We start from the raw sequence: 21,715 nt of genomic DNA, 5'->3' as shown, positions 1-21,715 counted from the left end.
TAACTAATTAAATAACTCGTGGTATTGTTTAATTATTTTGTTAACTCAGTTTGTTTTGATGTGGCTAGTTTAGTAAACTGTTAATTAAAAGTAAAGTGAAATGTTTATTAAAAACTAAACTTTTTTATAAATAAATGCTTTTGTTCAGTAAAACAATAGGTTAGCAAATTATAAATTTTGTACGATTGATTGTTTTTTGTGCTCTCAGAGTAAGGAAAGATTCCATATGTGGATTTTAGGCATGAAAAAACCCGCACTTGGCGGGTTTGATTTTAGGAACAAGTATGATCTATAGGAATGGGCATTGGCTTTTTTGAATGAATTATTCCAATTACAACACCATTTACCTTATGTTCCTTTGAGTATCTAAATATTATAGTGCAAGGCTCTTTGCACTTGGGACAATATCCCATTGTCATATTAAAGTCCAAATCACGAGCACAGAACTATTGACACAAAGATCTAATGGCATATATAATAAATATGCCGTTTCGAAATGCGTCGTGAAAACAAAAATTGCTCGTGAGAAAGTTATTTTTGTTTTCTAGTGATCTTAGCCCCTGATAGTTAGTCGCTTTCAGGGGCTTCCCTTATTTATGCCTTCAATTTAAATAGTCAGTTCAAATTTTCAAAGCACATTAGTATTATACAAACTTATTTCTTTATGATCAATTTATATTGCTTAATTCTTCTTAAAATTAATTTTGAGAAGAGATTATTATCTTATATGATTAATTACCTTTATTAATATAAACGCTCTTAAAATTTGATTGGTGAATGATTAGAGGTATGTAAAAAAACACAGCTATTATTTATAAGCTGATTTTAAGCACAAAAAAACCGCCGAAGCGGTTATTTTTTTCACTGAAACTGATTTTCAGTAGATTTTTTCCATAACAATAAATTTATTAATATTTCGCGAGCTGTTGATTCATCTATAAGATAATGGTTTTCTACAAAAAGAGGAATAAAATAAGATTTTGGATAATACTTTAATCTTGCATATGGCACGCCTTTTTCTATGTGATATTCGGCACCTATTACATTGAGTTTTATATTTTTTTCATAATCATTTTTTTGTGAAAGCAATTGATCAGCTGGGAGATGAGACCATCGAATAAAGTTTATTATTTCTGAAATCGCTTCATCAACCTGATTTCGTTCTATTTTCCCGTAAAATACCTTAAGATATCCGCTCCATGCGCCATAGAGCGTTATTAGTTGCCAAGTATGATTTTTGGGATTAATAGCCGAAAATAAGCTATCATCCCATCCTTCATTTTTACATTCATTCTGATCATTTAGTCTAGAGCAAAAGTGAGTTTTATTTTTGAAATAGTGCTCATTATGTTCTTTATAATTATAATCAGCACAACCAGACATTATGAATAATATAGATAAAATTGTAATAAATCTTCGCATTTTTCAATCCTTATTATAATAATTAAATTAACCATGTTTCCTTAATAGCATTGATTGACTAAGCATTACTTTCCCATGTATATAAAGTTGATCGATTTCTTCTTCTGTTATGTCCCACTCCTTGTATTTTTTATTATCAGATATAACTATTAGTTTATTTTTAATTATCTGTAGCCGTTTTACATATAAATTTTTTCCGAATGTAAATACATAGATGCCATCACCATTAAATTCTTTTTTAGAAACATCAACATATATTGCATCACCGCTATCAAACGTGCCCTGCATACTGTCGCCACTTATATTGATGACTTTCAAATTTTCAGCGCTAACACCTCTAAATAATAATTTTGCCTGCTCCGAATCATATTCAATTAATTTCACCACTTCCATCACATCCGAGTTTAGGTAGCCCAATCCTGCGCTAGCGTTAATATCCAAAATTTCAATCACGTAGTTATTATCATTAGTGTGATATCTATTATTCTGATTAATTCCATATAATTCATTGTGTTCTGTTTTATCTAAATAAAATTCAGGCATACCATAATCATTTTCCAAACGTCGAGCTGATTTCTCACCAAATGATGATTTACCATTGATTAATTGAGAAATGTAACTTTTTTCTTTATTAGGTATGGTTTTACCAGCAAACCATCGTTTTAGGTTTATAGCTCTCAGCGTTTGTAATTCATTTTTATTCATAATGGCTCCTAATTTTTTATTATCTTATTTAGTATTTACTAAATTAGCAAAAAATAAACTTTACTTTACCCATGGTTTAGTGTTAAATAAACTAAATTTAATTTTTACTAAACCGAGGTGAAATGACTTTATCAGATTACCTATCTCAGCTTGAACGAGGCGGGAAAAGCCGCTTCGCCGAAAAAATTGGCGTCTCTAAATCATTTTTGCGACAAATGGAAGTCGGAACAGCTCCAATTCCTATAAATGTGGCAAAAAAAATTGAAAAAAACACACAAGGTAGAGTTACAAAAGCTGAGTTACGCCCTGATGTATGGGCTGAATAATAAATGTAAACACTAAATAATGTAACCCAAACGAGGAATTTTAAAATATGGGAAACAAAAAAAAATTAATTAACGATTTATTGAGTTGTATTGATGGTGGTGTAGAGGTGGCATCTAGTTATTTAGGTTTATCCGTATCTGCATTTAACGATCGTCGTTATGAAAATAAAGGCACTCGTTTTTTTAGTGGTGATGAATTAATGGCGTTACAAAATTTGAGCAAAACTGCATTGGTTGCGGATTATTTTGCAAGAGCAGTGAATTGTATAGTCATAAAAAAACCTGATGTCGCTAAAGCGGGAAGTTATGATCTTTTTGAATCAATGTTAAGTATTGGTACAGCTAGAGGTAAATATGAAAATTATTTAGCAAATGCAATTAGTGATGGAGTTATAACAGATGAAGAAGAATCTATATTGAACAGATTGTGTGAGTCAATAGTTAAAAACAGGCTTAAAGCACATATCGAAACAATTAAATCACATAAACAAAAAGTTGACCGATAGCAATTTTGCAGACGGCTATCGGTCGGTGCGAAAAAACACTTGTGGAGTATTAGTCGCATGAATAGTTTAACACTAAAATGTACTATAACGCAATTGCGTTGTAGATTTTTGCCGTTCGGCATTCAATATGAAGCCATGATAAACAATCATTGGCAACCCGTCACCCACAAATTTGTCGAAATTTTGTGGTCTATTCTAATCAAACAACAAAGAGAGCTTGTCAAAAATAATTCGTTGAGCTATAGTGATGTTGCACTAGCAAAATCTAGTGTCAGGATTGGAACCCTGCAATTACCTATGGCGACACATGACGCCCAAAGCGTCTTTTTTTGTGTCAATGCTCGCGTGCATCTGTATTTCATATCAATGGTGGCGTTAGTGGGGCATCCGAAAGGGTGGCTGTTTTCCGTAGGTAGCAGTAGTTCCAACCCTGTTAACGTCACCGCCAATGAGATTGGAACCTCTTGCGGTGATTATAATAATTACCCTACGGAGGCTGTCTCTATGACTACTATCCCTAATGAAATAGTACCTAGAAAAGCTATATCAATAACTCAGATTGATACTATCAATAAAAAACTTCTTCAAGTTGAAGCCATTATTCATCTCCTTTCAGTCAATTCAAGCACCGAAATCCAAATCAATGATAATTTGGTTTGCGATGTACTATGGGCTGTATCTGATTTAGTTGCTGATGCACGTCACTGCTTACACCATACTCCCAACGTGGAGGTGCCTGCATGAGTATGTTACTAATGGTCAAGGCCATGAATGCAAAAGTTGGTAACTCATCAAGAAAACTTGTTTTAATCAAATTAGCCGATCATGCAAATGATAAAGGAATTTGTTGGCCGTCTCATGACCATATTGCTGAACAATGTGAAATGTCAAAAAGAACAGTGATAAGACATATTGAAGAGTTAGAAAAACAAGGATTAATTAAAGTTGTGCAACGAAAAAGAGAAGGTGAAGCTTTTAACAAAACAAATCTCTATTATTTGTCTCTAGATGATAGTGCCAATTTGTCACTATCAAATCAAAACGATAGTGACATTTTGTCCAACGATGGTGACATTTTGTCAAATGATAGTGACAATTTGTCACAAACGATAGTGACACAGTGTCACCCTAACCAGTCATTAATAACCAGTCATAAAACAGAACCAGTCAAAGAACCTATAAATAAAAGGGCACTTGATTTATCTCATTTTGAACAAGCTCCTAGTGATCGGGTTTGGTCAGATTATCTTGAACATCGGAAAAACAAAAAAGCTAAACTTACCCAAACCGCTTTAAATCTGTTAATTAAACAAATTAATCAGTGTTTAGCATTTGGATACAGCACTGATGAAGTCTTAGCCGAATGTATGGCAAGAGGTTGGATTGGCTTTAAATCTGAATGGATTTTAAAAAATAATCAGTCAACCCAATCAAGTAGTTTTATGACTCTTGAGGAACGTAATCGATTGGCATTTGAAAAATCATTAGGAGCGATGTCATGAGTAATAACAAAAAACAATTCACCGCCTTGATGTATGGATTATTCAATACTTATGGACAAAATTTCAATCAGACTCAAGTTGATGTTTACTGGAATGTATTATCTAGATATTCACATGATCAAGTTACTCAAGCATTTAATCAATATTTACTGATTGGAAAACGCTTTCCAAGACCTGCTGACATTATTGAATTAATTGATAATGCCTCGGGTAATCGTCACATGGAAGCCAGTGAAGCATGGGCAATCGCATTGTCAGCTAATGATGAAGCTAATACGGTTGTTTGGACTGATGAAATGCATAAAGCGTGGGTTGTTGCTAAAAACGTAATGGATCTTGGGGATGAAGTTGGTGCTCGCAGAGCTTTTATCGAATCGTATGGACGACTTATTCAAGAGTCAATTTTTAATTGCAAGCCGATCTCTGTAACAGTTTCGCTTGGTTTTGATAAAACAAAACGAATTCAAGCAATCAACAATGCAGTTTTTACGGGTTTATTAAGCGAAGCTGAAGCGAAAAAATATCTTCCGAAACCTGAGAACACTTTTGCAATGCTTGAAAACAAACAAGATGATGAGAAAAGCGCAGGGATTCCGGCTGGCTTATTCGGCATCAAAGCAATGCTAAAAGCTGACAAACTCAATAAGCAAGAAAAATGGAAAGTTGAACAATCACGTTTACATGAATCACTTAGAAAACGTTATGAACAACAATTATCAGAATTAAACAATGAGGCAGTTGCAAATGGCTAAATCTGATTATAAGCACTCGAAAAGTAAAACTGATGCCGATATAAAAGATCTATGGCAGACACCAATTGAATTATATGAATATCTGAATGCCCGATTTAGTTTTGTTTGTGATGTTGCTGCAAGCGATCATAATCATTTGCACTTGAATTACTTAACGGAATCATACAATTCACTGATTAACGGCTGGGCACACTTAAGAGGCGGTTATGCGTTTTGTAATCCTCCGTATTCGCGTATTTTGCCATGGGTTAAAAAAGCTAAAGAAGCGTCTAATCAGGGAGTTGGTACCGTGATGTTATTACCAGTTGATACTTCAGTCGAATGGTTTAATGAATTACAAAAGTCAGCGAGTGAAATTTATTTTATTGTAAACGGACGTATTTCATTTGTTAGATCTGACAATAAACAAAAAATTCATGGCAATAATCGCGGTTCATTGTTTGCAGTATTTAATCCATTGTCTATTGGTGAATGCCGGATCTCTTGTGTTAATCGTAGTGAAATATTTGAAACATACGAAAAAATAAAAGACAACATACCTGATCCTAAAGTTTCGACAGTCTGGCCCAAAGAGGTTAATTCTATTTTTAATTCGGTTGAGTATTCAAAAAATTTAAGCATTGATCAGCAAATAAAAATTAAACAAAGCATTAATAAAATGATTATGGATCGATTACCACGTGATCAAATTTATAATGCTACCAAATTTCTTGTGAATAGAATGGAGGCTAATAAATGATTATTTTATCATTATTTGATGGAATTAGCAGCGGTCGCGTCGCTCTTGATCGTGCAGGTATTCATGTTGCTAATTATTTTGCTAGTGAAATTGATAAATATGCAATCAAAGTTAGCCAAAACAATTACCCAGACATTATTCGGCTTGGCGATATAAACAACTGGGAAAATTGGGACGTTCCCTGGTCCGATATTGATTTGATATTAGCAGGCTCTCCATGTCAGGGGTTTTCATTCGCAGGTAAACAATTAGCATTTGACGATAAACGCTCGGCGTTGTTTTTTAGATTTGCTGAAATATTAGCACACGTTCAATCGCTCAATCCTAATGTCAGTTTTCTGCTCGAAAACGTTAGAATGAAAAAAGAGCACGAAAACGTGATTACGTCAATTGTAGGCGTTGATCCGGTCATGATAAATAGTGCGTTGGTATCAGCGCAAAACCGTAAACGATTGTATTGGTGTAACTGGAATGTAGAGCAACCAGCAGACAAATGTATTTTGTTAAAAGACGTTATCCACGAAACCATTGATATAACAAATCATGACAAATTGCCTGTATTTAATTGTAATCCCAGCGGTAGGGGGATGAATGGTACTGTTACGCCAATTACTAACGATAAAAACCCAACACTCACAACAAATAAAGGTGAAGGGAACAAAATCGCGATCCCATTTAATGCGGTTGTGGGGATAAAACAAAATCCTCGAGGTAAAAATCGTGGTGGGATTCATACGGAAAAAAGCCCCGCATTAACCAGCAACTCATGGGAACACAATAACCATTTATTATCGGCTGTTGTTAAAGATAATTTTATAGACTCATTTATAGTGCCGTTTGATAAAACATTGCAGATTTTGGATAAAGAGACTATTGCCGGTAAAATCGGATTTTTCCGTTCCGACTGCCAGTCCGGACGCATTTACAGCATACACGGTAAAGCAGTAACTCTTTGCGGTGATGCCGGAGGCGGAGCGGCAAAAATGGGTCAATACCTGTTTGGATGTATAACCCCTGATAGAATCGAAAAACGACAAAACGGCCGGCGATTTAGCAATGGCGAGAAATTCTATACCCTCACGGCACAGGATCGGCACGGCATTTTAATTGACGGGTATATTAGAAAATTGACACCGATTGAATGCGAACGTCTCCAGACTCTGCCAGACAACTACACAGCAGGCGTTAGCAATACCCAGCGTTATAAAATGCTAGGTAACGGCTGGACGGTTGATGTTATAACCCACCTTCTAAAACACATGAAAGGTTAGTAAGATGATAAATTTAAACAATGAACGTATAGAGTTTGAATCCGTCATGCGTAAAAATGGGTTTCCTGATAATCATTTACGAAAGGATCGTAAAGGTAGATATTTGCGAAAAAATGTTGAGTCTGCATTTCAGGGATGGATTATGAAAGCGATAGCTAAAAAAGGATGAGAGATGAGTGAATTGAATCATAATGAACTTTGTTTAATAGCTGATAAATTTCTAAAGCGTAATGGTTTTGGAGTGGTATTCCATGACCGTTATCAAGCGTGTATAGGAACTGGAGAAAAGCCTGACGCTATTGGATTTAGAAATAATGTATCTCTACTAATTGAATGCAAAACCAGTCGATCTGATTTTTTGGCTGATAAAAATAAAACGTTTAGGATCAATCCCAATCTTGGAATGGGGGACTGGCGTTTTTACCTGTGTCCACCAGATTTAATCAAAATTGATGACCTGCCCATAGGGTGGGGGTTACTGTATGCCTGTGGCAACAGAGTTAGAAAAATACACGGGTTTCCTACAAATGTGACGCTGATTACTGATAAACCATTTAATAGCAATAAACAGGCCGAGTGTGATTTTTTATATGGTGTATTCAGGCGTATGGTTATTCGCGGACATTTTGATGATATTTATACAAAATATAACGCAAATGAATAGTAGCAGAAGAAAAAAAGTATGTACTTTTTGTGGGTTAAATTTAACAAATGATAGCACCATATTTTGCGATGGAGTAATAGGTTTTATGAATGTTGTTAGCGAAAATACAGTTATTGGCTGTGACGCAGTAATGTGTAGAAATTGCGCAACAAAAATAGGATTTAGTCATTATCATTCAGAATATGCCCCAGTGAAAAAAATCAGTGACACGATTGATCTGTGCCCGATTTGTAATAACAACCAAGCAGATGGCGAATTAAATATCGTTACCAATGTTGAATCTGCAATACGGGCGCATTTGGCGTTAATAAATAGAAGTTTGTTTAGGATTGTAAAATGATTACTTTGATTTTGCCATTTCCACCCTCAATGAATACATATTGGCGTAATTTAAATGGAAGAACGTTATTAAGTGCAAAAGGTCGCAAATATAAGACTGATGTTGTTTATGCAGTTTATGAACAATTAAAACGGGTTCCAAAACCAATTACAGATAATGTTGCTGTCAACGTTGAGTTTTATCCGCCTAACAATATTAGGCGTGATATGGATAATTATTTTAAAGCTTTGTTTGATTCGCTGACTACAGCTGGTGTTTGGATTGATGATAGTCAAATAAAACGAATTGAATCTGAGTGGTTTGAGTCAGTAATTAATGGTAAAGTAATTATATATATAAATAAAAAATAGTTATTATGTCAGACACCAAAATTATAAATTATAACGACCTTAATTTAGATGATTATTGTGCAATTAGTATTGATACTAATGTTTTTAGAAAAACTGGATATAACTTTCAAAGTTCTTTAATAAAACGCTTACCTGAATTAGGGATGATCTGTGATATTTTAATTCATGAGATAGTATACAGAGAAATGGAATCTCACTTAACAGAAGAACTACAAAAAATTGATGAAAATGTAATTAGTACTTTAAATGAACTAAAAAAGAAAAAATCACATATAACTAATGAACAATTAGATATAGTGAAAAATACGCTATCAATTGGTCATCATGAGAATATTATCGATGTCAAATTAACAAAATTCTTACAAGAAACAAAATGTAAAATAATAGATTGTTATGCTGATTTTGATATAAAACGTTTGATAGATGATTATTTTAATAACAAATATCCATTTGAAATAAGAAATAGCAAAAAAAATGAATTTCCAGATGCAATAATACTTCATTCCCTTGAAAATTATGCCAAGAGAAATAAACAAAAGATTTTAATAATCTCTGAAGATTTAGGGTGGCAAAAATTTGCTGAAAAATCTGATTACTTAGATTGTGTTGATAACTTGTCGGTTGTTTATGATGCTATTTATCCATTTGAAATAAAGCAAAATATTATTAACTGTATAAAGAAAATCTTTTTTCTTCAACCCAATCAACAATATGACACCCTTTTTAACTTATTATCTTGTGAAGTCGAAAAGTTAAATATTTCGGTTATAGCTAGTTGTTCTTGTGCAGAAGTAGATTTAGTGGATGAAAATTATCAAATTGATCTTGAAAATATTATTTTATCTAAAGATTTAAAAATCAATGTAATAAGCATAGAACAAGGTAAGATGAGTTTTACACTTCCAATAACGCTAAATATTTATATAACCACAATGCTAGCTTTTTATAAATACAGCGATTATTCAGATTATTATGAAGTCGGCCGTCAACCCTATGAATATGAAGAATTATTCACTACGGATATCACATTGGAAATTTCATTTTCCAATTCACTTCGTTTGAACGATCTTACTATGTTTGATTTAAAGATAAATCGGGTAGAACTACCTTTTAATACCTTAGATATTGATTATGGAAGCGTTTATTTAGACATATATGAAGATTATTAAGTTTCTTTTTATAAAAAAGGGATATATGAAAATATTGGTTGAATAAAATTCAAATAGTTGTAATTAGCAAATTAATTATATATATTAAATCTGTCAGAGTGCAGACTGACGTTGAACAAGTGCTTAACAATAGTGGAGTATTAAAAATGTATAGCCAATCTTCTGTGGTGACAGATAATGCCACGTCAACAATGCCGAACGGCAATCAGTTAACCATGTCTAGCCGTGAAATTGCAGAATTAACTGGGAAAGAGCATAAAAATGTTATTAGAGATATTAATAACATGATTGAATCTTTAAAAAAAGATGGACCAAATTTGAGCCATGAAATAAATCAATCAGTTACATATCAACATGATGCCAGAGGTTATATTAGCAATATTTTATTAATTAAAAAGTATGTTGAATGTTTATTAACAGGTTACAGCATTCCTTTAAGAATGAAAGTAATTGATCGCATGCATCAATTAGAAGATAACTTATTTAAATTGCCTAAAACATTACCAGAGGCGTTACGTGCATATGCTGATGAATGTGAAAAAAATTTAAAGTTGGAAAGTAAGATACAAGAGGACGCCCCTAAAGTTGCGTTTGTTGATAATTATGTAATAAGTCGCAATTCTAAATCTTTGCGAGAAACCGCAAAAATTCTCAAAATGTCAGAAAGGGCTTTGATAGAAGCATTGATCAGAGATAGGTTTTTGTATCGGCTATCTGGTAATTTATTGCCGTATTCTCGCCCAAGCATAAAATCTTATTTTACTGTTAAAACTGGTTCCGCTGAAAATGGACATGCATACTCACAAACTCGAGTAACAGCGGAGGGTATTTCATGGATTGCTAGTCGTTATGCATCTGAACTAATGGTTAATTAGGCTAATTAATGAAAGCAATCCTTACTCCTTATTATCAACCCGAGCTTGGAATTATTATTTTAAAACCTGGTACTGAGTTATTAAAGAAACTGAGTGACGGTAATCGTATAATAATTTCTCCAGCACAGGACGAACACGCAGGTATCAAATCCGGCATTCTTCAAAATGACCAACAATTATTAAATAATGAATATATAGATCCATTCATTTTACATGACACTGTAGTAAGTAAATTGAAGAAATTATATAGTTTTGACGTATGGTTAAATAGTCGATTTAATTGTCAGCTTGAAGATGAAGAATATTGTCATCATGAGTTTGTTAATGAAAAAATAGGAAATTCAGCAATACATATATGCTGGCATCACAATAAAGATTTAATTATTGATGATAAAATAAAAGCAATTGCTAAACGTAATTTAAAACAATTTCTAATCGACTGTATTATTAACCAATTAAAACACAATACTAATCATCAGTTATCAATTCAAGAACTTGGTTGGTGGGCAGTAATTAATCATCTATATGAGCTTATACCAGAAAATATGGCGAGGCTACTACATGGGCGACAAATAGAAAAAATAAAATCAGTTTACAAAGAATCTGAAATAATTGCTTATGATGATAGATCAACTACACGATTAAAAAATGAAATAAAAAAAATAAAATTAGATCCTGAGTCGCCGGAATCTTTTATGTTACGCCCAAAGATGAAGCATTGGGAATGTGAAAAATATACTCAATGGGTTAAAACTCAGCCATGTGTATGTTGTGGAAAACAATCGGATGATCCGCATCATATAATTGGATACGGGCAGGGTAAAATGGGCGGAAAATCGCATGACATATTTACAATACCGCTATGCAGGAAACATCATAATGAACTACATCAGAATGTAGAAAACTGGGAACAGAAATACGGTTCACAGTTATTTTTATTATTTCGCTTTTTAGATCGCGCATTTGGAATGTGTGTTATTTCTTAATTTGGACTTCTTTACGTATGGATGGCTAATTGGTATAATAATAGCATTGTGGAGTGTAAGCAATAAACAGAGTGCAGACTGTTTTTGTGAATTCCTCTCTATAATTTTACGGAGAGTATATGAAGAGAGATATTAAATTAGTTCTAGTCGCATGGGCCAATGTTAGACGTAGTATAAAAACGGGTTTAGAATATCCGTATAAATCATCAATGATTAATAGTAATGGCTTTGATTCTCGTCCATTGCTAAGTGAAGATGAAGCCGAAATTGTTGATAACGCGGTTCTGCGCTTGTCAACAATAGATACTATTTCTTATTCTATCCTTAAATCAGTTTATATCAATCAACAGTCGTGTCGCCAATTAGCTAAAAATATACATAAAAGTAAAGACTTTGTTTGTGACAAATTAAAAATGGCTGAAATTTATGTGTTCGCTAAAATTCATGATGTAATAAGTGATGTAATTTTATAAATTGACAATAATTTTGTCGGGTTGTATATTGTCTCTTGGTGCTCAACACACCAAGCAACGAGCGGACTTCCGCACCCGAAAGATTAGCGGTTTTTTTACGTCCAAATTTTATGGTCGGGTGGCGTGCATAATACAATACCGAAAGGGAATAATGCAGGCTGTCTCGTTGCAGTGTTGAAGCACCCGACCTCCCTCAATCAACATGGGGGATAATAATAAAATCAACGAGGATGTAGATATGTCAAATCAAATTCAATTAGTTCAATTTCACAATCAACAAATATCAATTCTTAATTATAATAATAATCCTTATGTTGCTATCAAGCCAATATGCGAAAATATAGGTTTGGATTGGGAAGCTCAAAGGCAACGAATCAAAAGAAATGAAATACTTAATTCAACTGCCTTTATGATAAAGGTAGTTGCAAAAGACGGTAAAAATAGAGACGTGTTATGTTTACCTCTCGGTTACCTCAACGGATGGCTCTCTGGTATAGAATTAAGCAGGGTTAATCCGGAAATAAAACCTATTTTAAAACAATATCAATTAGAATGTTTTGATGTTCTTTATAATCATTTTATGCCCAAAGTAGCTCAACAATACCCTCATACAATCTCACTCGAACAGCAACAGCAAATCAAACAAGCAGTAAACGAACGATCATATAGAACAGGTGAGCATTATCAAGCAATTTACACTAAGCTCTATGAGCAATTCAAAATACCTCGTTATCAAGATTTACCTCTAAATCAATTTGATAATGCAATTGAATTTTTAGGTGGATTATTAATAAAACCAGAAGCTTTAACAAGCGATGAGCTTTGTAATTTTGCGTGGTTATATAAAGCAGCAGAATATATGCGTAGCGAAATCGAAGAAATGGAGCCTGTGCTCAGACTGTTAAAATCTGAAAAAGCCTCACTATACTATACGATGAGCAGAGAATACCGTAACTTAACTCAACTTTGCAAAAAAATAGTACAAAATAAAATGAAAAGTACCCAAATAAATAAAAATGATTTGTCTTGGCAACGTGTATTACCATACGTTCAATGAAATAAGCCCCGAAGGGGCTTTTTTAAATGCCATACATTGCCATTTTATGAAATTTATCAATAATTAACTCAATTTCTTTCATGTATATATTTAAAGGTTCATTTTGAAGTTTTTCAAGTTTGTGGGTTTTGTTTTTTCTATTTTCTAATAATGACATAATAGCCAAAAGCCTATCTTTATGTTCTGGCATAATTTCAAGTAGATTATTATAGTATATAAATGAGCTTTCACCTTTTTCATTTTTGGCGTTGGGAAAATGCTTTATAAGATTAAATAACTTATTATCGAAAGAAACAATCCAATTATCTAATTTTTCGTTATCAAATCCTGTAAAATCACCTACGTTACATATATTTATTAGTGCTAAATCAAAAGAGCCATTTGAAGCTATACTCTTCATTTTGTCTAAAGGTGATAATCTTTTAAATGACTTCGATTTCTTTTCAGAATAAAAATTATTTCGAATATCTTTAATTAATTCTTTATAAGGACCATTGTTTTGTTTTAAAGATGATGAGTAGAAAACAATACAAGCAATAAATAATTCTTTTGAAGACACTAAATCAAGTTCACTTATAACAATATCAAGATAGCGATTAATTTTGATATCAAAAGTAGACATGTTTAGGTTTTTTTCAATAATTTGAATTAATAATAATGAACAGTAGGAAGTATAAGATGTTAATTTTTGTCCTTGGGTAAAGTTATCTATTAGTTTTAAGGTTTCTTGCTTATCAAAAGTATCATCATTAATATTATCTTCTTCATAGGCACATTCGAATTTAAATTTTTGATCGAATAATTTTAGTTTTTTATAGCTACAATTCGCATCTTTACCAGGCATTTCAGATAAAGAAAAAAAAGGACACCATGCAATGTTTGGGAATGGATTTGCTCTAAAGAAATCAAATAACTCCTTTAAATCATGTTCTTTTAATATTCTAATTCTATCTTGGTCGTTATTTACCTTCATATCAGCACATTTTTCCATGGCTATAAGAATATTTGTATCTGGTATTAAATTAGTTGTGACGCCGTTTTGATAGTTATTTTTTATTCGTTCTAACGTGAGTGTTTGCGCGTTTTCATTTGGATATAATGATGGTTTAATAAATCGAAGTTTTCTTGACATGTTTTTACCTTATATAATTCAAAAAATCATCCCTATTATATTAAAAATATATTTTATGTAATTGACTGTCTCTGTGTTGCGACATATAATCAACCTAAAGTGCGGTTTTATGCGTTTGGAACTAGTATAAAATAAATGGACTTATGAAAAAAATTATCTTCGCTTTATTGTTATTCCCAGATTTTGCTTATGCAGCACAAAATTTTAATTCTGCAAAAACTCAGTTAATCAATCTGTACAAATCAAACAAAATTCAAACAACTACGTTTTATTGTGGTTGTCATTTCTCATTTAATAACAAATCTGGCGTAGTTGATTTTAGCCAATGTGGATATGAGCCAAGAAAAAATCAAAATAGAGCGTCTCGTATAGAGTGGGAGCATGTAATGCCAGCCGAGAATTTTGGGCGACACCTGCAATGTTGGCGAGATGGTGGACGCAAAGAGTGCAAAAAAGACCTGAAATTCAATGAAATGGAGGGTGATTTACACAATTTGCAACCTTCAATCGGCGAGGTAAATGGTGACCGTTCTAATTATCGCTATTCGCAATTTACTAATGAATTCACTCAGTACGGACAATGCAAAAGCGCTGTAGATTTTAAAGATAGAAAATTTCAGCCTCGTGAGGAAATCAGAGGCATTATAGCTCGCACATATTTCTACATGTCAGATAAATACAATATCAATTTATCTGATTCAGAACACAAATTAATGACGGCGTGGAGCAAGATGTATCCACCTGAAAACTGGGAATGTGAACGGAACAAACTAATAAAACAAATTCAGGGTAATGATAATAAATTTGTTACTCAACAATGTAATTAAGCCGACAAAAAAGTCGGTTTTTTTATACCTAAAATCGGCAGCAATGCTATATATACAGTTAACATCTAGCTAGTGCGCTACCTCTCATTAAACTAAATTAAATTAAGACATAAAAATATGGACAAATATTCTTCTCCCATTTCGTATTTTTGGGGCGCTATATGCACATTATTTGGTGCCCTCAGCCTGAATGATATCGCTGTTGTGGTGGGCATCATTCTATCGATAGCGACGTTCCTAATTAATTGGTGGTACAAACGCCGAGATGCAAACCACAAAGAGAAATTAAGGCAATTTTACTATGAAAAGCATAAAAACGATAACGACGAGTGCGATTTGTAGTGTTTCGGTAATTATAGGCATAGTTATTGCGAGTTACTCAGATGAAATTAAAACGAGCAGAGCCGGACTAGAAATAATCAGCAATGCTGAATCGTGTATCAGAGAGCCATATTTATGTCCTGCAAATGTGTTAACAGTTGGCATAGGGTCAACCACGGGCAACATAGAAAACAGATATTATTCTGACGACGAAATAGCACAACGTTGGGTTGACGATATAAAAACAGCTGAACGATGCGTATACCGCCACGCTAACGGGTTTCATCTGCCTCGTAGTGTTTTTGACGCAGTAACGTCAATTACGTTTAACGTTGGCTGTACAAAAATGCGAACATCAACAATGTATAAATACTTAAACACTGGTGACTATAAATCCGCTTGCAATGAGTTCCCGAAATGGAATAAAGCAGGCGGCAAAGTGCTAAATGGTTTAGTAGCTCGTCGAGAAAAGGAAAAAGCATTATGTCTATCGTATGCTTCATCATCGCTGCAATAATGGCTGTTCATGGTGTAAATGGTTGGGGTTGGTTTTTGTTTGTAGCATTATTGTTGAGTGATTAGTTATGTCAAATGGAAAAATATTCAGCATAGTGTCAACTATTTTAGTTTTTGCCATTTATTGGGGCTACAACAATTATCATGAGAAAAAACGATTAAAAAACGCTAATACCTATCTAACGAATCAAATTAACCAGTTAGAGAAAACTATATCCAAAAACAATCAGATTATAGCGCAACGAGAGCACGAAAAATCGCAGGACGCTATGTCAATAAAAAAAATCCACGAGCAAATAAATGACACAATTAAAAACAATCAATGTGCTAATGAGTATATGCCTGACAACGTTATTAATTGGATGCGGGACGGTAAAAACTGAATATGTTTATCAATGCAATATACCGGCATCACTAACACAACAAAATAACGCACCATATATTGGTAAAAAAATCACTTGGGGTCAATGTCCTGTTTTGTACACTGAATTGCTAAATGAACTTAGGCAATGCAATGCGGATAAAAGGGCAATAAGGGAGATTAGTAAGTGAAGTGCAAAGCAAAGGGGTGTTGTGTTATTGCATACACTTCTAGTGGTTATTGCGATAAACATCTATATATGATTAGAGCAAAAAAAATAACTAATAGATTATTTTCACAAATTTGTAATAAGAGAGGATGTAAAAGAGTAGTTCAAAAGGGTAAGAATTACTGTTTTGTTCATGATTTGTCTATATCTAAAAATGGAGTTAACAATGCCACCGAGGACCCCAAAAGCATGTAGAAAACAAGGTTGCCCTAAAGTGACAACAGATGTGTCAGGTTACTGTGCAAGCCACAAGCCGACGGAAAACGGTTGGACTCGGTATCAAAATGGGCGATCTAGGCATCAGCGAGGTTATGGATCAGCGTGGGACAAGGTAAGAAAACAAGTCCTGCAACGTGATAAATATATTTGTCAGTGTGATGAATGTAAGGGATTAGGGTTAGTTAAGGAAGCAACTCACGTCGATCACATCATTGCAAAGGCTCATGGTGGAACAGATGATCTAAGTAATCTGCGTGCAATAAATAAGAACTGTCATGATAAGAAAACAGCAAGAGAGCGGCTTAGGTAGGGGGGATCAAATCTCTACAACTTTTATTCTTCAGGACCGCCCCCCTAGTCAAATTTTTACAACCGCGAAAAATGAACTTTAAATAGGAGATGTTATGGCTGGAGCAAGCGGACGGTCAGGACGTAAGCCAAAACCAGTCGCAATTAAAAAGCTCACGAATAATCCGGGCAAACGTAAGCTCAATAAATATGAACCCACATTTACACCAATAAAAGGTGTTACCCATCCAGAATGGTTTGTAGAAGCTGAATTGCACCTCGCTATTATAATGTGGGAGCTAACAGCAAAAGAGCTGTGTGCCGAAGGACTATTGTGTTTAACCGATTTGAGCATTCTTGAGCGTTGGTGTGTCGCATATGAATTTTGGCGTAGAGCTGTAATTAACATTGCTAGACAAGGCAATACCGTGCTCGGCGCAACTGGCGGACCAGTAAAGAATCCTGAGTTAACTGCCAAAAAAGAACAAGAATCTGAAATGAACACGACAGGTGCATTGCTGGGTTTAGATCCTAGTAGCCGCCAAAGATTGATTGGTTTAGCGACTAAAGAAAAATCAAATAACCCATTTAGTAATTTATAGTTATGGCCCAAAAATCATATAAAAATGTTAATGCTGCAAATCAATATGCTAGAGATATTGTTAAAGGGAAAATTATTGCGTGTAAATATGTAATTGACGCATGCCAACGGCATTTAGATGATTTAGAACAAGAAAAAAATAAGTCGTTTAAATATAAATTTAATAAAGATCTTGCGGAAAAAGTATGTAAATTTATTCAATTATTACCGCATACAAAAGGCGAGTGGGCATTTAAAAGAATGCCGATCACATTAGAGCCGTGGCAATTATTTATATTTTGTTGTGTATTCGGATGGGTTCATAAAAAAACAAATTTACGTCGATTTCGTGAAGTATACACTGAAATTCCTCGTAAAAATGGGAAGTCGGCAATTTCAGCAGGAACGGGGTTATACTGCTTTTCGGCGGATAACGAATTTGGTGCAGAAGTTTATTCTGGTGCCACAACTGAAAAACAAGCGTGGGAAGTTTTTCGCCCAGCTCGATTAATGTGTAAGCGGACACCTCTTCTTTGTGAAGCTTTTGGTATAATCGTAAATGCTTCTAATCTTAGTCGAATTGCGGACGGTGCTCGCTTTGAACCATTGATCGGAAATCCTGGTGATGGGGCTTCTCCGAGTTGTGCAATTGTTGATGAATATCATGAACATGATACGGATTCTCTTTACACAACAATGCTGACGGGGATGGGAGCACGTAAACAACCGTTAATGTGGGCGATTACAACCGCAGGTTATAACATTGAAGGCCCTTGTTATGACAAGCGTCGAGAAGTAATTGATATGCTAAATGCAACAGTCCCAAATGACGAATTGTTTGGCATTATTTATACGATCGACGAGGGCGATGACTGGACAGATCCATCCGCACTTGAAAAGGCCAATCCCAATATAGGTATTTCTGTTTATCGTGACTTTTTATTAAGCCAACAACAACGAGCAATTAATAATGCAAGATTGGCAAATACGTTTAAGACTAAACATTTAAATGTGTGGGTTTCAGCAAAATCAGCATTTTTTAATATGATCAGTTGGGCAAGCTGTGAAGATAAAAGTTTATCGTTAGAGCAATTTGAGGGGCAATCAGTAATACGCGGATATGATCTGGCCAGAAAATTGGATATGAACAGTGGAGTCAGACTATTTCACCGAATTCTTGATGGTAAACGGCATTATTATTGTATTTCTCCAAAGTTTTGGGTGCCCTATGACACCGTTTACGGTGCTGATGTCGAAGATAGAAAAACAGCAGAACGCTTTCAAAAATGGATTAACACTGGGCATCTAGATGTTACTGACGGTGCTGAAATTGATTATCGTGAAATATTACATGACGCTATTGAGTCAAACAAAGATAATCCTGTCACAGTTTCAGCGATAGATCCGCATGGCGCTACAAACCTATCACATCATCTAGCTGACGAGGGATTAAACCCAGTCACAATTATTCAAAACTTTACTAATTTAAGTGACCCAATGAAAGAATTGGAGGCAGCCATTCAATCGGGCAGATTTCATCACGACGGTAACCCTATTTTAACGTGGTGTATTAGTAACGTTGTTGGAAAAAATGCACCAGGTAATGATGATATTGTTCGACCGATAAAAGAGCGGAACGAAAACAAAATTGATGGAGCGGTAGCGTTAATAATGGCAATTGGTCGAATTATTTTATCTGAACAAGATGATGAAGATTCTATTTACGAAAAAACGGATGTCTTATGCTAAACATAATTATTTTTTTAATTGGGATTTTGGGTGTGGCTTTAGTCTCTTATGGAGCATGGCTTATATTGCCGGCATGTGGTTTTATTACTGCAGGTTGTATTTTAATCCTGTGGTCATATTTTGCGTCAAAGGTGATTGCTAACTTCCAACAAACAACAAATTGAAAATAAAGAAGGTTAATTAATAATGTTTACTCCCTCAATGTTCAAAGGGCATAAAATTCAACAAAGCGGAGCGTGGCGTTGGATTAGTTCTATTTCTGGAAAATCAAGCTCAGCTGGGGTGATGGTAAATCGTGAAACAGCATTTGCACAAAGCGCAGTTCAAGCGTGTGTTACTCTTTTAGCTGAGTCTGTAGCACAGTTGCCCTGTGAGCTATATCGTCGCGGTAAAAATGGACAACGAGAAAGAGCAACAGATCACCCTTTATATGATTTAATTCATAATCAGCCAAATAAAAAAGACACTATTTTTGAATTCAATGAACAAAAGCAAGGTTATCTTGGCGTTGATGGAAATAGTTATTCATTAATAGAACGCGACGGAAGTGGCTATGTAACAGAGTTAATCCCTGTAAATCCTAAAAAAATTCAGGTTTTAAAAGGTCCTGACGGATTCCCTTATTATAATCTTTTAGATCACAATGAAATTGTCCCCATGCACATGATGCATCATGTTAAAGCATTTTCATTTGATGGTTTTGTGGGTGTTTCTCCGCTACAAACTAATGCCGATGTTATCGGTTTGAGTATTGCAGTTGATCAGCATGCATCACAAGTGTTTGCCAACGGTACAACAATGAGCGGTGTAATTGAACGACCAAGCGATGTTAAACCAATTGAATCCCAAGAAAAAGTTGACGCTATTTTAAATAAATGGAGAGAAAAGCATAGCGGTATACGCAATGCATTCTCAGTAGCTTTACTACAAGAGGGAATGACGTATAAACAATTGGCAATGGACAACGAAAAAGCACAACTATTGGAAAGCCGGCAATATGGAGTAATCGAAGTTTGTCGATTATATAAAGTTCCACCTCATATGATTCAGTCATTGGACAAAGCCACATTTAGTAATATTGAGCATCAAGGATTACAGTTTGTTATTTATACCTTATTGCCGTGGTTAAAACGTCACGAAGCAGCAATGATGCGTGATTTATTATTACCGTCAGAACGTAAAGATTTATATATTGAATTTAACGTTTCAGGGTTGCTTAGAGGTGATCAAAAGGCGCGTTATGAATCGTATGCAATCGGGCGGCAGTGGGGGTGGCTATCAGTCAATGATATCCGAAGAATGGAAAATCTAACCCCAATACCTGGTGGTAATACGTATTTAACTCCATTAAATATGGTTGATACATCAACAATAACAGGAATTAAAAAAGCAACACCAACTCAAATCAAAGAAATAGAGACAATACTATGCCAAAAATAATTAATTATCCACATCTTGCAAATCAAGTGTTTGGTGTTCCTCATTATGCAACTCGACAAACATTGGATGCAGTAAAAGCAGTGATTATTCCTCGAATGCTCAGTGACTCTTTATCGTTATCTGATCTCGACAATATTAATTTAAGTACAAAACCAGAAGCAACAAAAGTAACAAGTAATGCAAATCCCGTTAAAGTTATCCCTATTCATGGATTACTAACTACTCGACGAGGTTCAATCAATGCAGCATGTACAGAGCTTGTAAGTTATGAACGACTACGAAATGACATTAATCAAGCTTTGAGTGATGACTCAATAAAAGAAATTGTCCTTGATATTAATTCTGGTGGCGGTAGTGCCACTGGGTGTAAAGAGTTGGCTGATTTTATTTATCAATCGAGAGACATAAAACCCATTACTGCTATTGTTAACTTTTATGCTTTCTCTGCTGCTTATTTTATAGCTGCTGCTTGTTCTAAAATCGTTCTCAGCCAAACATCTGGTGTCGGCTCAATTGGTGTGATCTGGGAACACATGGAAGCATCAAAACTGGAAGAAAATGCAGGATTAAAATTTACAACAATATATCGAGGTGATTTTAAAAATGCAGGTTCAATGCATGAGCCTTTAAGTGAAAATGCATTAACAGAAATCAATGCTCAATTAGATTGGATGTATAACTTATTTACTCAATCAGTTGCACAATATCGCAATATTGATATTCAAAAAATCATTGATACTCAAGCAAGATGCTTTTTTGGTGCTGATGCAATTAGTGCAGGTTTAGCTGATGAAGTACAAAATCCGCAAGATGCAATTAATGCAATAGCATCTACATATCAACAACAAACACAATCAAATCAAAGAAATATTAAAATTCGTGCTCAAGCAATTAATCAAACAGCACGAATCTAACA

The 21,715-nt window shown here is 34.3% G+C and carries 27 protein-coding genes; 24 read left to right on the top strand and 3 right to left on the bottom strand.

Features of this window, described 5'->3' with window-relative positions:
- Positions 1 to 861 precede the first annotated feature (861 nt).
- Complete coding sequence (locus tag J3U36_RS07030) at positions 862 to 1,422, bottom strand: hypothetical protein (RefSeq protein WP_267380517.1); 561 nt, start codon at positions 1,420 to 1,422, stop codon at positions 862 to 864.
- 27 nt (positions 1,423 to 1,449) lie between these two features.
- On the bottom strand, positions 1,450 to 2,127 hold the full coding sequence (locus J3U36_RS07025) for a S24 family peptidase (RefSeq protein WP_267380519.1): 678 nt from the start codon (positions 2,125 to 2,127) through the stop codon (positions 1,450 to 1,452).
- 122 nt (positions 2,128 to 2,249) lie between these two features.
- Here J3U36_RS07025 and J3U36_RS07020 point away from each other — a divergent pair, with 122 nt between their 5' ends.
- The 15 genes from J3U36_RS07020 to J3U36_RS06950 all read left to right on the top strand — a co-directional run bounded on the left by J3U36_RS07020 (position 2,250) and on the right by J3U36_RS06950 (position 13,137).
- Positions 2,250 to 2,453, top strand: a complete 204-nt coding sequence (locus J3U36_RS07020; protein WP_267380520.1) for a transcriptional regulator — start codon at positions 2,250 to 2,252, stop codon at positions 2,451 to 2,453.
- A gap of 47 nt (positions 2,454 to 2,500) precedes the next feature.
- Positions 2,501 to 2,959: a YmfL family putative regulatory protein gene (locus J3U36_RS07015; RefSeq protein ID WP_267380522.1), complete on the top strand. Its 459-nt coding sequence runs from the start codon at positions 2,501 to 2,503 to the stop codon at positions 2,957 to 2,959.
- Between the two features lie 57 nt (positions 2,960 to 3,016).
- Entirely contained in the window at positions 3,017 to 3,703 is a 687-nt protein-coding gene (locus J3U36_RS07010) for an ash family protein (protein ID WP_267380524.1), read from the top strand.
- Positions 3,700 to 4,461, top strand: a complete 762-nt coding sequence (locus tag J3U36_RS07005) for a helix-turn-helix domain-containing protein (RefSeq protein WP_267380526.1) — start codon at positions 3,700 to 3,702, stop codon at positions 4,459 to 4,461. The genes J3U36_RS07010 and J3U36_RS07005 overlap by 4 nt, the downstream gene beginning before the upstream one ends.
- Positions 4,458 to 5,213: a hypothetical protein gene (locus J3U36_RS07000; RefSeq protein ID WP_267380528.1), complete on the top strand. Its 756-nt coding sequence runs from the start codon at positions 4,458 to 4,460 to the stop codon at positions 5,211 to 5,213. The genes J3U36_RS07005 and J3U36_RS07000 overlap by 4 nt, the downstream gene beginning before the upstream one ends.
- Positions 5,206 to 5,952, top strand: coding sequence for a phage N-6-adenine-methyltransferase (locus tag J3U36_RS06995; RefSeq protein ID WP_267380531.1), 747 nt, complete (start codon positions 5,206 to 5,208; stop codon positions 5,950 to 5,952). Before J3U36_RS07000 ends, J3U36_RS06995 begins: the two co-directional genes overlap by 8 nt.
- Entirely contained in the window at positions 5,949 to 7,223 is a 1,275-nt protein-coding gene (dcm, locus tag J3U36_RS06990) for a DNA (cytosine-5-)-methyltransferase (RefSeq protein ID WP_267380533.1), read from the top strand. The genes J3U36_RS06995 and dcm overlap by 4 nt, the downstream gene beginning before the upstream one ends.
- A gap of 172 nt (positions 7,224 to 7,395) precedes the next feature.
- Entirely contained in the window at positions 7,396 to 7,887 is a 492-nt protein-coding gene (locus J3U36_RS06985) for a hypothetical protein (protein ID WP_267380535.1), read from the top strand.
- Positions 7,888 to 7,972: 85 nt separating this feature from the next.
- Positions 7,973 to 8,227 (top strand): hypothetical protein, encoded by a 255-nt coding sequence (locus J3U36_RS06980; protein WP_267380537.1) that lies wholly within the window; start codon positions 7,973 to 7,975, stop codon positions 8,225 to 8,227.
- Complete coding sequence (locus tag J3U36_RS06975) at positions 8,224 to 8,577, top strand: RusA family crossover junction endodeoxyribonuclease (RefSeq protein ID WP_267331434.1); 354 nt, start codon at positions 8,224 to 8,226, stop codon at positions 8,575 to 8,577. The genes J3U36_RS06980 and J3U36_RS06975 overlap by 4 nt, the downstream gene beginning before the upstream one ends.
- Positions 8,578 to 8,582: 5 nt before the next feature.
- Positions 8,583 to 9,746, top strand: coding sequence for a PIN domain-containing protein (locus J3U36_RS06970; RefSeq protein ID WP_267380539.1), 1,164 nt, complete (start codon positions 8,583 to 8,585; stop codon positions 9,744 to 9,746).
- Positions 9,747 to 9,892: 146 nt separating this feature from the next.
- On the top strand, positions 9,893 to 10,621 hold the full coding sequence (locus J3U36_RS06965) for a phage regulatory protein/antirepressor Ant (protein ID WP_267331436.1): 729 nt from the start codon (positions 9,893 to 9,895) through the stop codon (positions 10,619 to 10,621).
- 8 nt (positions 10,622 to 10,629) lie between these two features.
- On the top strand, positions 10,630 to 11,607 hold the full coding sequence (locus J3U36_RS06960; protein ID WP_267380541.1) for a DUF968 domain-containing protein: 978 nt from the start codon (positions 10,630 to 10,632) through the stop codon (positions 11,605 to 11,607).
- Positions 11,608 to 11,726: 119 nt separating this feature from the next.
- A complete protein-coding gene (locus tag J3U36_RS06955) occupies positions 11,727 to 12,080 on the top strand; it encodes an antiterminator Q family protein (RefSeq protein ID WP_267380543.1) in 354 nt (117 codons plus the stop codon).
- Between the two features lie 238 nt (positions 12,081 to 12,318).
- A complete protein-coding gene (locus J3U36_RS06950) occupies positions 12,319 to 13,137 on the top strand; it encodes a phage antirepressor N-terminal domain-containing protein (protein ID WP_267380545.1) in 819 nt (272 codons plus the stop codon).
- 22 nt (positions 13,138 to 13,159) lie between these two features.
- Here J3U36_RS06950 and J3U36_RS06945 read toward each other — a convergent pair whose 3' ends face one another.
- Positions 13,160 to 14,269, bottom strand: coding sequence for a hypothetical protein (locus J3U36_RS06945; protein ID WP_267380546.1), 1,110 nt, complete (start codon positions 14,267 to 14,269; stop codon positions 13,160 to 13,162).
- 143 nt (positions 14,270 to 14,412) lie between these two features.
- On the opposite strand from J3U36_RS06945, the gene J3U36_RS06940 reads away from it, so the two are divergent.
- The 9 genes from J3U36_RS06940 to J3U36_RS06905 all read left to right on the top strand — a co-directional run bounded on the left by J3U36_RS06940 (position 14,413) and on the right by J3U36_RS06905 (position 21,713).
- Positions 14,413 to 15,096 (top strand): endonuclease, encoded by a 684-nt coding sequence (locus J3U36_RS06940; RefSeq protein ID WP_267380548.1) that lies wholly within the window; start codon positions 14,413 to 14,415, stop codon positions 15,094 to 15,096.
- Positions 15,097 to 15,213: 117 nt separating this feature from the next.
- Complete coding sequence (locus tag J3U36_RS11405; RefSeq protein ID WP_416379851.1) at positions 15,214 to 15,438, top strand: phage holin family protein; 225 nt, start codon at positions 15,214 to 15,216, stop codon at positions 15,436 to 15,438.
- A complete protein-coding gene (locus J3U36_RS06935; protein ID WP_267380550.1) occupies positions 15,398 to 15,934 on the top strand; it encodes a lysozyme in 537 nt (178 codons plus the stop codon). Before J3U36_RS11405 ends, J3U36_RS06935 begins: the two co-directional genes overlap by 41 nt.
- A gap of 755 nt (positions 15,935 to 16,689) precedes the next feature.
- A complete protein-coding gene (locus J3U36_RS06930) occupies positions 16,690 to 17,052 on the top strand; it encodes an HNH endonuclease (protein ID WP_267380551.1) in 363 nt (120 codons plus the stop codon).
- 94 nt (positions 17,053 to 17,146) lie between these two features.
- Positions 17,147 to 17,632 carry a phage terminase small subunit P27 family gene (locus J3U36_RS06925; protein ID WP_267380552.1) on the top strand — a complete coding sequence of 162 codons (486 nt, stop codon included), beginning with the start codon at positions 17,147 to 17,149 and terminating at the stop codon, positions 17,630 to 17,632.
- Between the two features lie 2 nt (positions 17,633 to 17,634).
- The gene (locus J3U36_RS06920; RefSeq protein WP_267380553.1) at positions 17,635 to 19,359 is read left to right on the top strand and encodes a terminase large subunit; all 1,725 of its coding nucleotides are present in this window, start codon (positions 17,635 to 17,637) and stop codon (positions 19,357 to 19,359) included.
- The gene (locus J3U36_RS06915; protein WP_267380554.1) at positions 19,353 to 19,523 is read left to right on the top strand and encodes a hypothetical protein; all 171 of its coding nucleotides are present in this window, start codon (positions 19,353 to 19,355) and stop codon (positions 19,521 to 19,523) included. Before J3U36_RS06920 ends, J3U36_RS06915 begins: the two co-directional genes overlap by 7 nt.
- A 22-nt stretch (positions 19,524 to 19,545) precedes the next feature.
- Positions 19,546 to 20,799, top strand: coding sequence for a phage portal protein (locus J3U36_RS06910; protein ID WP_267380555.1), 1,254 nt, complete (start codon positions 19,546 to 19,548; stop codon positions 20,797 to 20,799).
- Positions 20,787 to 21,713, top strand: coding sequence for a S49 family peptidase (locus tag J3U36_RS06905; protein ID WP_267380556.1), 927 nt, complete (start codon positions 20,787 to 20,789; stop codon positions 21,711 to 21,713). Before J3U36_RS06910 ends, J3U36_RS06905 begins: the two co-directional genes overlap by 13 nt.
- Positions 21,714 to 21,715 lie beyond the last annotated feature (2 nt).

The sequence above is a fragment of the Gilliamella sp. B3817 genome (assembly GCF_026536705.1).
GTDB lineage: Bacteria > Pseudomonadota > Gammaproteobacteria > Enterobacterales > Orbaceae > Gilliamella > Gilliamella apicola_I.
This window is presented reverse-complemented; position numbering and strand designations above follow the sequence as displayed.